At 56.3% G+C, this 13,443-nt stretch carries 9 protein-coding genes; all 9 read left to right on the top strand.

The genetic code is table 11. The features are described 5' to 3' along the window. Positions 1-9 precede the first annotated feature (9 nt). The 9 genes from MKX76_RS18865 (at position 10) to MKX76_RS18825 (ending at position 13,369) form a co-directional block, all read left to right on the top strand. Complete coding sequence (locus MKX76_RS18865; protein WP_007133031.1) at positions 10-1,188, top strand: NAD(P)/FAD-dependent oxidoreductase; 1,179 nt, start codon at positions 10-12, stop codon at positions 1,186-1,188. 569 nt (positions 1,189-1,757) lie between these two features. After that, the gene (locus MKX76_RS18860) at positions 1,758-3,533 is read left to right on the top strand and encodes a cache domain-containing sensor histidine kinase (protein ID WP_007133029.1); all 1,776 of its coding nucleotides are present in this window, start codon (positions 1,758-1,760) and stop codon (positions 3,531-3,533) included. Next, the gene (locus MKX76_RS18855) at positions 3,511-5,067 is read left to right on the top strand and encodes a response regulator (protein ID WP_144867574.1); all 1,557 of its coding nucleotides are present in this window, start codon (positions 3,511-3,513) and stop codon (positions 5,065-5,067) included. Before MKX76_RS18860 ends, MKX76_RS18855 begins: the two co-directional genes overlap by 23 nt. A gap of 154 nt (positions 5,068-5,221) precedes the next feature. Next, complete coding sequence (locus tag MKX76_RS18850) at positions 5,222-6,541, top strand: ABC transporter substrate-binding protein (protein WP_144867572.1); 1,320 nt, start codon at positions 5,222-5,224, stop codon at positions 6,539-6,541. Positions 6,542-6,570: 29 nt separating this feature from the next. Beyond that, positions 6,571-7,524, top strand: coding sequence for a carbohydrate ABC transporter permease (locus tag MKX76_RS18845; protein ID WP_007133026.1), 954 nt, complete (start codon positions 6,571-6,573; stop codon positions 7,522-7,524). Between the two features lie 29 nt (positions 7,525-7,553). Then, positions 7,554-8,387, top strand: coding sequence for a carbohydrate ABC transporter permease (locus MKX76_RS18840; protein WP_007133025.1), 834 nt, complete (start codon positions 7,554-7,556; stop codon positions 8,385-8,387). 323 nt (positions 8,388-8,710) lie between these two features. Further along, positions 8,711-9,718 (top strand): AAA family ATPase, encoded by a 1,008-nt coding sequence (locus MKX76_RS18835; RefSeq protein WP_085978431.1) that lies wholly within the window; start codon positions 8,711-8,713, stop codon positions 9,716-9,718. Next, complete coding sequence (locus MKX76_RS18830; protein WP_341034437.1) at positions 9,715-11,022, top strand: DUF58 domain-containing protein; 1,308 nt, start codon at positions 9,715-9,717, stop codon at positions 11,020-11,022. Before MKX76_RS18835 ends, MKX76_RS18830 begins: the two co-directional genes overlap by 4 nt. Next, complete coding sequence (locus tag MKX76_RS18825) at positions 10,997-13,369, top strand: transglutaminase-like domain-containing protein (protein ID WP_341034436.1); 2,373 nt, start codon at positions 10,997-10,999, stop codon at positions 13,367-13,369. Before MKX76_RS18830 ends, MKX76_RS18825 begins: the two co-directional genes overlap by 26 nt. The last annotated feature ends 74 nt before the right edge of the window (positions 13,370-13,443 follow it).

Raw genomic sequence — 13,443 nt, 5'->3', positions numbered from 1 at the left:
AGGATGGTCATGTCTAAACATATTTTAATTTTGGGCGGGGGCTACGGCGGCTTGCTGAGCGCACTTTCTGCGCGCGAGCATTTTGGCGTCAACGACGCTAAAATTACGCTGGTCAACCGTTTCCCAACACACCAGATCATTACAGAACTGCATCGATTGGCAGCAGGCAACATCGCAGAGAAAGCAGTGGCCCTGCCGCTGGATAAATTGCTTCGCAACGCCAACGTGGATCTTCGCATTGGCAACGTCAAGGAGATCAAGCCGGATGAGCGCTCGGTATCCTTGGATGACGGCGGAAACTTTACTTATGATATTCTCGTTATCGCACTGGGCAGTGAAACTGCATTCTTCGGCATTCCGGGACTTCAAGAAAACAGCTTCATTCTGAAGTCGGTGAACGATGCGAATCGTCTGCGTGCCCATGTGGAATCCCGCATCGCGGAATATGCTAAAACGAAGAACAAGGCCGATGCAACGATCGTTGTCGGCGGCGGCGGCTTGACCGGCGTCGAGCTTGTCGGCGAATATGCAGATATGCGCAGCGAGCTTGCACGCAAGCACGGGCTCGATCCACAGGAAATTACGCTCTACTGCGTAGAAGCGGCTCCTTCCATTCTGCCAGGCTTCCCTGCAGAGCTGGTTGACCGTGCTACAACAAGCCTGCAGAAGCGCGGCGTGAACTTCCTCACCGGCTTGCCGATCACGAAGATGGACGGAACAACCGTTGAGCTGAAAGACGGCAGCACCATCGAAACAAGCACGCTGGTATGGACCGGCGGCGTACAGGGTAACTCCGTTGTAGCGAACTGCGGTATCGAAGTGAACCGCGGTCGTGCGGTCGTTAACGAGTACCTGCAATCCGCTTCCCATCCTGACGTGTATGTCGCTGGCGACAGCGCGGTTGTTATGGGACCGGAAGGCCGTCCATACCCGCCGACAGCACAGCTGGCATGGCAGATGGGCGAGCTGATCGGCTACAACATCTTCGCGAATCTGAACGGCGGCGCACAAGCTTCCTTCGAGCCGGTATTCTCCGGTACGCTGGGCAGCTTGGGACGCAAGGATGCCATCGGAACGATCGGCGCGAACAAAACGCAATTGAAAGGTTTGCCTGCGACGCTGATGAAGGAAGCGAGCAACATGCGTTACCTCTCTCACATCAATGGATTGTTTACGCTGGCATACTAAGCCGAAGGCTTGCATGAATATGAATTTAAATCAAGAGATGGGCCCTGATATTGGGGTCCGTCTCTTTTTTGCGTTTGCGGTGAGGGAAGGCAAAAAACATAAGAAGATGGACATAGGGACAATCTTTGTCAAACATATTACGATGAATACACTCCGGACGGACCTTACTTGAAGTTGAGGTTTCGCGGGGGGGGGGCCAGAAGGAGACTGGAGCGGGAAGAGGATGGGCCGAAAGGAAAGGGGAGCAGACAGCCGGAAGCGAACGCACGGGAGGTTGAGGTAGGGGAAGAAAGGGGAGCAGACAGCCGGAAGCGAACGCACGGGAGGTTGGGATAGGGGAAGAAAGGGGAGCAGGAGCAGCCAGAAGCGAACGCGCGGAAGGAAAGGTAGCGGACGCGGAAGGAAAGGTTGGAAGGGAAGTAAGGAAAGGAGGGGCCGGAGGGAACCGACACAAGGTACAGATATGCCTGGAAGCTTGTCGACAGATGTACAAGAATACAAAAGCCTCTCATTTGAAAGCGCTGTCAAAAAAATTCATGTTCTGATCTGGTAGAGGAGGGAGTTTGCATATGCGGGGATACCGCCGTCTTCATTCGATCGTAACGCAGCTGTTTTTATTCTTTTTCATTGGTACGACATTGCCGGTTCTAATGATGGGCTTCCTATCCTTCCACAAGTCGGCATCCATCGTGGAGGAGCAGGTGGGCAAGGTGGCATCGCTGACGATTACGCAGGTCAGCGACAAGCTGAATATGTTCTTCAAGAAGCTGGACGATTCCTCGATGATGGTGCTGAACAGCAAAGTCGTCCACGGCATTTTGGAGGATCCGGATCTCAGTCAATATGACCTGAATCTCAAGGTTAAAGAGGGCAAGGATCTGCTGACCTCCATTATGATCAACTCGCCGGAAATCATCGACGTGTACGTCTTTGATATCAAGCGGAACAATTCCGTCCTCAGCGCCGACTCGCTGATGTCTATTCCGAGTCAATGGGAATCGGCGTGGTTTCAGTCGATTTTGGAGGCTCGCGGGCAAACGGTGTGGTTCGGTCTGTCCGACACCTCCTATCTGAAGCAGACAAGCATGGGGTTTCCGGTATTTGGGCTTGGAAGGGCGATCCGCAGCTGGGATACGGGGGAGATCGTCGGCGTCATGTTCTTCGAAATTATGGGGGATGTGCTTATTGACGAGCTGAACCACGTCCAGTTCGGGGATACGGGTTACATGTATGTCGCCAACGACGAGAACCGCTTCTTCTATCATCCAGATCCGGCCATGTACGGGAAGCGCTCCCCTGTGGAGCTGCCGACAGGGCCGACGGAATACGAGTGGAACGACAAGAAAACGCTCATGATCCCTTCCCGGCTGAATAACGGCTGGCATGTCGTAGGAATGGTTCCGCTTAAGGAGCTGACGGCCGATTCGGCCAGCATCCGCAGCTTTACCGTATGGATCGTGCTCGGCTCGATGCTGGCGGCCATCGGGATCGGATACTACATGACGCGGAAAATCGGCAATCCGCTCGTTCATTTAAGCCGGCTGATGCGCCGCAGCGAAGCCGGGGACTTGAGCGTCCGGTGCCGCAATGTCGGTCCAAGCGAGATCGGTCAGCTCGGCAGAAGCTTCAACAAGATGATCGAGCAGATTGACCTGTTGATCCAGCGGATTGCCGCAGAGGAATCGGAGAAGAAGAAAGCTGAAATCCGGGCTCTTCGCTATCAGATCAATCCGCATTTTCTATATAACACGCTGAACTCCATCCGGTGGATGGCCAAGCTGAACCGCACCAATGATGTCGACAAGGCCGTAGCGGCGCTCGTGCATCTTCTTGAAGGCAGCCTGGGGCGCAGCGGGGTATTTATACGCCTTGGCGATGAGCTGGAGCTTCTTCGCCAATATATGATCATCCAGAAATACCGCTATGACCATCCGATTGAGCTGGTCGTCGACTGTCCGGCTGGCATGGATGACGTGCAAATTCCCCGCATGCTGCTTCAGCCGATTGTGGAAAATGCGATTTTCCACGGGATTGCGCCCCTGGACGACAAGGGCGTCATCCGGGTTGTCATCCGGCGGCAGCAGGAGGATGCCATGATCCACATCGAGGACAACGGCATCGGAATCGAGCCGGAGAAGCTTGCCGGGCTGCTGGATTATGAGCGCAACCGCTCCAAGCAGGGAATGACCCACATCGGACTGTCGCATGTCCATCAAACCGTGAGGCTGTATTACGGCAGTCGTTACGGCTTGAACGTCGAGCGGAAGGAAGAGGGAGGCACGCGGGTGACCATCTTGATTCCGGCGAACGGAGGGGATATTCATGTACAAAGTGCTGCTCGTTGATGACGAAGCGATTGCCCGCACAGGGCTCCGGACCACTTTTGACTGGGAGGGATACGGCTATCGGTTGGTCGGGGAGGCATCGAACGGTCAAAAGGCTTTGAAGTGGATCGAGGCGGGAGAGGTCGACATTCTGATTACGGACATCGCGATGCCGGTCATGGACGGGCTTGAGCTTACCCGCCGGACAAGGCAGCTATGCCCATGGGTGAAAGTGCTGCTGCTCAGCTGCCACAGCGATTTTGAATACGTCCGGGAAGGCATTCGGCTCGGCGCGGCCGATTACATTCTGAAGCCGACGCTCGATTCAGCGTCGCTGAAGGATGTGCTGGAGCGGATGCGGCAGAAGCTGGAGGAAGAGAAGCGCCTTGAGCGTATCGTAACCGAGCATGAGCGGCAGCAGCGGGAACAGCGGAAACGGGCCGATGAGAAGACGCTGTATATGGCATTGCACGGCGAAGCTGCCGCCATGGAGAACTTGGCCGGGTTCCGGAGTGACGGCCAATTCGTCGTGGCAGTCTGCCGACTGGACGGAGGGCCGAGATCGGACGGCTTCGGAGCAGCCCCGTTGGACGGAGAAGAAGAAATGGAACGATTCAAGAGCTGCTTATATGAGCAGCTGCCGGATGCGCTTGCGGTCCGAACGGGACCGGATTTACTTGCGGCCTGGGTGCCCGTTGACGGCATGGAGCGTTCAGAGGATCCTCGCTGCGATCATCTCCTCCGTCCGCTTGCCGCCTTCGCCACCATCGGGCTCAGCCGCCGGTATGCCGGGCCCCAGCGGCTCGCCGAGGCCTACGTAGAGGCGAGTGCAAGCCTGGAAGCCTCTTTCTTTTACCGGGAGGGGCGCATCTTTCACGCGGAGGATATTGGTGCCTTGGGCGACCGTGGCGGACCGGAGCAGGCAAAGCCCGAGCTGCAGGCCTTGAGGGCTGCGCTGGCCGTCGGAAACCTGCCGAGGTGCGAAGTGCTTCTGCAGTCGGTAATGGAGCGATGGATGCCGTCCCGAATGGGGAAGCAGGAGGTGCTCGTTGAAGCGGAGGAGCTTCTTGGCATGCTGTCCACGTACAGCCTGTCCGCCCTGCCGATTGTATCCCCGGCGTTTGAGTTAACCCGGCTTCGGTCTGTCGAAGAGGTGCGGAGCGTCATGCTGGACGCGTTTCAGGCGGTCCGGGACGAGCCGAGTCGCGGCCCGCTTCCGGAAGCCACGCTGCACGAGCGTATCGTCCTTCAGGCCATTTCCTATATTAACGCCCATTACACGGAGCCGATCTCCCTTCAGGAGGTCGCCGATGAAGTCGCCGTAAGCCGGAATTACTTCAGCGAGCTGTTCAAACGGGTGACGGGGAGCAATTTTATCGACTACGTGATCGATCTTCGGGTAAAGCGGGCTAAAGAGCTGCTGGCTGCAACCTCGCTCAGGGTGTATGAGGTGGCGGAGCTTTCGGGATTTAACGATGTGAAGTATTTCAGCAAGCTGTTCAAGAAGCTGGTCGGGATGACGCCGGCCGAATATCAGGGATTGAACCGCAAATGACAAGGCGGCAGCAGGCTTCTTGCAGGATCGGAAAAGAAGCCACTTATTCGGAACATAATCCGTTCAAAAGCTTTTTGCCAAAATTTTATAATTAAAGCGTTTACAAGAGTCTTTTCAGGTTAGTCCAAATCGGTCGGAAACGGAGGAAATGAAAATGACAAGAACGCGTAAAAGAGGGGCATTGCTTGCTGTCATTCTAGTGCTGTCCATGCTGCTTCAAGCATGCGGTGGCGGTGAATCGGATGGGGGCGGCTCGGCAAGCGGCGAGAAGGTCAAGATCAAATGGGCGACATGGGGCAACCCTGGCGAGCTCACCCGATTTCAGGAGATGACGAAGGACTTCAACAAGCGGCATCCGGAGATCGAAGTGGAGTTTATTCCGATTCCCGGCGAGTATGACCAGAAGATTTTGACGCAGCTGACAGGCGGAACGGCTCCGGATATTTTCTATGCCGGCGACGGCCTGATCGTTAAGCTGATCGAAAACCAGAGCATCGAGAACCTGACCCCGTATATGGAGGCTCCGGACAGCCTCATCAAGAAAGAGGACTACTTCGAAGGACTATGGGGGGCGGCGGTCCGGGACGGACAGACGTACGGGGTTCCGGTGGATTGCAACCCGATGGTGCTTTGGTACAACAAGAAGGTGCTGAAAGATGCGGGTATCACCGAGATGCCGGCGGAGCTTCAGGCAAGCGGGCAATGGACCTGGGACAAGTTCAAGGAGATGACCGATAAGATCCGGGCGAGCAATAAGTACGGCTACGTGCTGGATAACTCCTGGAACAGCTACCACAGCTGGGTTACCTCCAACGGCGGCCGGGTGTATGACGAGAACGGAAATTTCGTCGCGGCCGACGATCCGAAGGCGAAGGAAGCGTTCCAGTTCCTGTATGACAACGTAAAGTCGAAGAATATCACGTTCTCCGGCACGCTGCCGAAAGGACAGGGCGGGGATGCCATGTTCATGTCCAATCAAGTAGGCTTCGTGGGTGCCGGGCGCTGGTATCTCCCATTGTTCAAGAAAAATGAGAGCCTTGAATACGACGTCGTTACCTGGCCGACCAATACGGGCAACAAAATCGAGCCGGCCGGCATTCCTACGGCATACCTGGTGATGAATAAAGCCTCGAAGAATAAAGAGGCCGCGTATACGTTCTTCTCCGAATATTTGAATAAAGACGGCCAGCGTTTCCGCCTGCAGGGCGGCGGCAATGCGGTTCCGTCCGTCGCAGGCACCGATGAAGTCGTGCTCGAGGGCAATCTGCCGGAGCATGCCCAGTTGTTCCTCGACGCGCGCGAGGTCGGTTATGCGCTGACGCCGTTCGAGGCCGGCATCCCTGGGCTAAGCCAGGATATTACTTCGAAGTTCGAAGCGTTATGGCTGAAGAATCAGGAGCTTGATAGCTCGCTTAAGGATATACAGACCATGGCCAACCAGAAGATCCAGGATTACAAGAACAGCAAAAAATAATCCAGCTCCGAGAGGAAGGGTGAGTAGACATGAACGTGCAGCCTGCAGGAAGCCCGGGAGCCGCCCCTTCTCCGGAGCGGCTCCCGGAGAGAAGGGGCTCTTCCCTGAGCAGCAAAACATCCGAAGGATTGTGGGGATATTTATTCATTTTCCCGCAACTGCTAGGACTGGTCGCTTTTTCATTAATTCCGCTCGTCTCGGCCTTCGTGATCAGCATGATGAATTGGGACGGGATGGGGACGAAGCAGTTCGTCGGCTTTCAGAACTTCATCGGCCAGCTTCGGGACGAGGAGTTTCGCATCGCGCTCGTCAATACGGTGTACTACACCATTCTGTCCGTGCCGACAGGGATCGTGCTGGCGATGCTCGTTGCCGTCGGCTTGAATCGGGTTCGCGGAAAAATCCTTTACCGGCTGATCTATTTCATGCCGAACATCACGATGTCGGTAGCGGTCGCCGTCGTATTCATGTGGCTGTTCAACGCCGACTTCGGCCTTATCAACATGTATCTGAAGCAGTGGTTCGGCATTACGGGGCCGTCATGGCTGACCGATTCGAGATATGTCATGCCTTCGATCGCCATGCTAAGCGTGTGGATGGGGCTTGGAGGCAACATGGTGCTGTTCCTGGCCGGGCTACAGGGTATCTCTAGAAGCTATTATGAAGCGGCTGAAATCGACGGGGCCGGCAAATGGCAGCAGCTCATCCACATTACGATTCCGCTGCTGTCGCCGACCACCTTTTTCGTGACCATTATGTCGATTATCGGCTCCTTCCAGGTGTTCGACCAATCCTTCGTCATGACGTCCGGCGGTCCGGCGAAAGCCAGCTATACCCTTGTCTATCACATTTATGAAACGGCCTTTGCGGACTTCACCTTCGGCAAGAGCACGGCGGCGGCGGTCATCCTGTTCTTGATGATTCTGTCCCTGACCCTGTTCCAGATGAAGATGTCGAGGCGCTGGGTTCATTACGAGGATTAATGGACGTAAGAGGAAGGAGGAGAAGCTACATGCCGTACCGAGGATTGCGGGCGTCGACCGTCCTGCTGCACACCGTCCTGATCATCGGCGCCTGCATCATGGCCTTGCCGTTCGTATGGATGGTGCTCAGCTCGCTCAAGGATTTATCCCAGGTGTTCGTCGTGCCGCCCAAATGGATTCCGGACCCGTTCGTCTGGTCCAACTACAAGGACTCCCTGACGGCGCTGCCCTTCGGGAGAGCTTATCTGAACAGCTTTTATATCAACGTCATCGTGGTGGTATCGCAGCTCGTAACCTGTTCGATGGCCGCCTATGCTTTTGCCAAAATATCGTTTCCGTTCCGGGAGCCGCTGTTTATACTGTTCCTGGCCACGATGATGGTGCCGGGGCAAGTCACGATCATCCCTCTGTACCTCATCATGAAAAATATCGGTTGGCTGGATACGCATCTGGCAATCATCGTTCCCTCCGCCCTGCTCAACGCCTTCGGCGTGTTTCTGCTCAGGCAGTTCTTCAGAGGCATACCGAAGGAGATGGAGGAGGCGGCCATCGTGGATGGTGCGAACCGGTGGACCATCTATGCGCGAATCATGCTGCCGCTTATTAAGCCGGCCTTGTCGGCGCTTGGAATCTTCACCTTTCTCGGGATGTGGAACAATTTCTTCAACCCGCTGATTTTTCTCAGCAGCACGGACAAATTTACCGTGCCGATGATGCTGAACCTGTACCGGGGCATGTATTCCACGGACTGGACGCTGATGATGGCGGGTGCTTCCATCGCGCTGATTCCGGTGTTGATCGTATATATCATCGGGCAGAAATATATCATCGAAGGCGTGACCCTGTCTGGAATTAAGGGGTAGATTACAGCAAGGGGTTCATAAAGGAAACGAACGCACGAGCCGGAGCAGGCCCGTAAGAGGAAGCGATAGCCGCTTTCTTCTTGCGGGCTTTCTTCTGTCCGCTATCCACAAAATAAAGCCGAGCTATGCTCCGATGCTGATGCACTATCGATGCTTCTCATAGCGGCAGACCGGATTTGAACCTTACGGAATTTCCTGCTAACACCGCTATTCGCCTCATTGCCGATGTCTATCTTGGAGTCATCTTGGAAAACCTATTCATAGATTCATAACTAAGGCTATCAACTATGTTTTGTTCTATGAATATGGAAGGTTGGAGGGTGATGTTCTTGCTGCGTTCATCCATGATGGAAGAGGAGCGAATGGATCCCGAGTGGGCTCCGGACCTGCTCGGTAAAGTTAGAAGCCGGATCGGCAGCGTCATTGTCGGGCATGAGGAACAGATTTCGCTCACTATGATCGCACTGCTGGCCGGTGGGCATGTGCTGCTGGAGGATGTGCCGGGCGTTGGGAAGACGATGCTGGTCAAAACGGTGGCCGCGTTGATCGGCTGCGATTTCAATCGGATTCAGTTTACGTACGATTTGATGCCGGGGGATATTACCGGTGCCTCCGTTTATTATCCCCATTCGGGAGAGTTTGTCTTTCGCCCCGGACCTCTCATGGCGAACATCGTGTTAGCCGATGAAATTAACCGGGCATCGCCCAGGGCGCAGTCTGCGCTGCTGGAAGCGATGGAGGAGGGCAGGGTCACCGTCGACGGCCGGACTTACCCGCTGCCGGCCCCATTCTTCCTGCTTGCAACCCAAAATCCCTATGAATATGAGGGGACGAGCCGGCTGCCGGAAGCCCAGCTCGACCGCTTCCTCATGAGAATGTCGCTGGGCTATCCCGATATGGAAGGTGAGATGGTGCTGCTGGATCGGAGGAGCAGCAGCGCCATGGCGGATAAATTGAAGCCATTAATGGCAGGTTCCGAGCTGATGGCGATGCAGCAGGCGGCGGCGCGGGTGTTCGTTGATGAGAGCATCAAACGCTACATGGTCAGCGTCGCTGATGCATCGCGCCGGCAGCGGGGAGTGGCGCTTGGCATCAGCCCGCGGGGCACCTTGGCCTGGTACCGGGCGTCCCAAGCATCAGCCTATATGGATGGGAGAATGTACGTCATTCCGGATGACTGCCTTCGCGTTGCCGTCCCGGTGCTTGCCCACCGGATTCATATGAATCATGAAGGACGGGCTGCGGGACTGACTCAGCAGGAGATGGTGAACGCCATCCTTGCCCAGTTCGAGCTCCCGCGCCAGCGCAGCCGGAAAGGCGGCTCGCGGTGAAGCGGGAGCTGGCGGATTGGATGAGAGCTCTGGCCATATGGCTCGTAGCGCTGGGTCTTTATATGTGGCTGGGGGGCGAAGCTCTCCGGCTGCTGTGGCTCGCGTGCACGCTGGTTCTGATCGGAGGGGCCGCGCTCAGGCTGCTCGGACCGTCCCGGATTACCGTTAGCCGGACATGTACTCCGGCATGCATCTATAGGGGAGACTCCGCTCATGTCACAGTTCGGATTGATTATAAAACCGTGCTGCCGGTGCCTTGGATGATGGTTCAGGATACGATCGGAGGCTGCTCGCATCGGAAACTGCTGTTTCCCGGATTACGCAAAAATCTCACTTACAGCTATCAGCTTGACCGGCTTCCCCGCGGCATCTGGACGGAGGCCTCCAGCGAAATTGCTTGGGGGGACCTGTTCGGATGGTTCCGGTTCAGCCGTCAGCTTGCCGGTGAAATGACCGGGATCTCCGTTCTTCCCCGGCCGGCGGTTGGCCCTGAGCTTCAAGCTGTCCCCCGCGGCGGGTCAGCCGATCGGGAGGATGAACGGACCTTCGCGAAGAGGCGGACGGACATTCGGGGCAGCGGCCTGCGGGATTATATTCCCGGGGATCCGATGAACCGGATTCACTGGAAAAATTCCGCCAAGCTGGGGCGTCTGCAATCGTTCCTGCCGCAGGAAGGGAGCGGCATCCGCCAATGTATCGTGTTGGATACGAAGCGCCAAGGTGTTTTTGGAAGAGAGGGAGGCACGTACGAGGAGGCCTTCGAGGATACGGTTGCTGTCGCAGCCGGGTTCCTCTGTCAGCTTCATGACCGCCGAGTACCTTACAAGCTATGGACAAGCGCGTACCAATCCCTGACGCCTGTGTCCGAATATAGAGGCGATAACGCTGCGCAAAGGCGGGATATCCTCCTTCCGCTGGCATCTGTCCGGATATCGGGCGGGGTGGAAGCGGCTGATCCTTATGAGGAATACGCGCGGATGTCGACGGATGTATTGGAGAGGGATACGGCTTGGACGATCATAACCGGGGCCATGAATGAGCAAGCGGCCCTGCTTGGAATCAAACTGCTGAATAGCGGTGTTCGGGACGTTACGATATGCTGCTTGCGCAGCGGGCAGCAGCGGACAGCCATCCGCATTTCCGGGGATGGCGGGCATCCGATTCGTTCGACGGGACAGGAGCGGGCCGAGGAATTTTACCGCCTGGGAGGAAGGCTGGTTATTGCAGGCGGAATACCGGAAGCTCCGGCAGATGGATCGCTGAAGGGAGGGAATGGGAATGGATCCGGTCAGCTTGCACGATAAGGCGGAAGAACGCGTTCGGCCCGGGAGCCATCCCGCCGGGCATTTCCGTTCTTCCCTCGTTTCCAGAACGTTTCCCGGGACCCTGCTTCAGCGTGCGCTCATTACCCTGCCGGTAGCAGGACTGCTGTCGGAGTGGCTGCTCCCGCTCCAGGCCGTTAACGGGGCGGGCGGGGACCTGATTCTGCAAGCACTGGCTCTTCTTGCGGCGATTCTTCTCCTTCAAGGCCTGTCCACCTGGCGTGAATGGGTGTGGCTGCCGCTGAACGCTTTGCTGGTCATTTGGCTGTGTGCCCAATTGTTTAACTACGCCAATCCGCTGGAATGGCTGCACGAATATGCTTCGGTCATCCTTCCAGGGGACGCGGAGGCCGTCATAAACACGCGGGCGTTTACCGGGCTCAGCGAGGAGAGCAGAACGATGGTTCTCTTGATCGGCTGGGGCATCATGGTATCGGCCATTCATATGCTGTCCCTTTACCGCCTGTCCGTCTGGCTGTTCGGAGGCTCGACGCTGGTTTATTTGGCCGTGCTTGCCTCCGTGTCGGAGCGAAGCTTGTATTCCGACATGGGGCTGGCTATGCTCTACCTTCTGATGGCTCAAGGGCTGATGCATATTGTGAGGCTGGGCCGGGAAGCCTCAGATGATGAAGCAAACCGGAGACGAGCTGTTCATTCTGATGGAGATGCAAACCAGAGACGAGCTGTTCATTCGGGTACTTGTACAAAACTGAGGCCATCTGGTCAGTATGCGTCTCTGCCCATGCTGCGCTGGAGCATGGCCGTGATCGTGACGGCCGTACTGGCAATCGGGGCAGCCCGTCTTGGCGGATCCTTCAACGAGCCTTATGAAGGCGCAGGCTTGACGTTAACGGATCTCGCTGAGCGGATCTCGGGCATAGGGGAGCACGTCCGGGAGGCGGCGGAGGATGCACTGCCTGCCGCCCGAATGATCGGATACTCACCTGTGATGGGCGATTTGGGAGGTCCGCTATCGATGAGCGATGAGGTGTTCTTCACGGCGAAGTCTCCGATTCCGACCTATTGGCGGGGCGAAGCCTATAGCTTGTACGACGGCCGGAAATGGGACCAGGATCGCGCCATCCGAACGACTGCTAAGCTGAGGGACAATTTAAGGGACAAGCTCCCCTTCTGGGAGCGGTCAGAAGGACGAACACTGGTGCAGACCCTGCAGTTTGAGGAGCCTTCCCAGGTGAAGCCGCTGCTGGCCGGAGGAATTATTTCCCGGGTATCCGATGTACAAACTGCCGGAGGGAAGCGGGAGCCGGGGCTCTCTGTGGAGCGGATGTCCGAGACCGTCTCCATGCAAGGGGAGGCTGCACTATCCCGCTATACCGTGGAATCCCTATATATCCAGCCGGATATGCAAAGTCTTCGTGCTTCAGCCGGCAAAGATCCGTCGTATATGAAAGAGCTGTATTTGCAGCTCCCTGATTCACTCCCCGGCAGGGTCCGTGATTTGGCGAAGACGGTTACGTCGGATGCTTCGAACAGGTATGAAATGGTCAAGGCTATCGAATCCTATTTGGAGCGGAACTATACGTATACGCTGCAGACGGCCATCCCCCCGGAGGGCAGCGACTTTACCGATCAGTTTCTGTTTGAGTCGAGAGAAGGGTACTGCGCGCATTTTGCAACGGCGATGACCGTCATGCTGCGAAGCGAAGGAATCCCCGCCCGTTACGTGACCGGATTTGCGCCGGGTGAACCGGTGGAGGGGAAGGAGCATACGTACCGCGTTGCCGAAAAGAACGCCCATGCCTGGGTGGAGGTATTTTTCCCCGGAACGGGCTGGGTGATGTTCGACCCTACCCCTGGATTCGGCACCGAGCCTTCCACGCCTCCAGCGACAGCGGACGAGATTACGGCTTCGCATCTGCCGTGGTCCGGCTTATGGGATCGTATGCTGGATGCCGCCGCAAACGTGCTGATGCTGATCTCTACCCTTGGGCCTGTTTCTTTTGGAGCAGGGCTTTTGATCCTCGTTCCGACGGCTGCGGCAGCGATCTACTGCATTCCGTCCATTCGGGAGAGGCTTTTCTTCCTGATGCTGTCAAGCCGGATCGCGGTCTCTCCAAGGGAAGGGCTTGTCTCTGCCTCGGCTCCCGTATGGGAGAAAATCCAGCGCAGGTTCGGAGCGTTCGAGAGGGGCCAGACTGTCCGTCAATATATTTCGTCGTTATCGGTTACGGATGAGGCTTTCCGGCTTGAATTAATGCAGTTTGCCTGGCGCTGGGAGAGGGCGGCTTTTCAAAATGAACCGTGGACCCGGACGGAAAAGGTACACTTTTTACGCCAGTGTCTTCGAATTGTCAAAAAACTGGCATGAAAACGAAGGGGCCTCTTTCTTGACGGTATGAATTCGGGTTGCGTATAATTAATTTCATTAATCAAGGGAGGCCC

This window comes from Paenibacillus sp. FSL R5-0810 (assembly GCF_038002285.1).
In the GTDB taxonomy this organism is placed as follows: domain Bacteria; phylum Bacillota; class Bacilli; order Paenibacillales; family Paenibacillaceae; genus Paenibacillus_AQ; species Paenibacillus_AQ lactis.
Note: the sequence above shows the minus strand (reverse complement) of the source record. Positions and strands in the feature narration are given on the sequence as shown.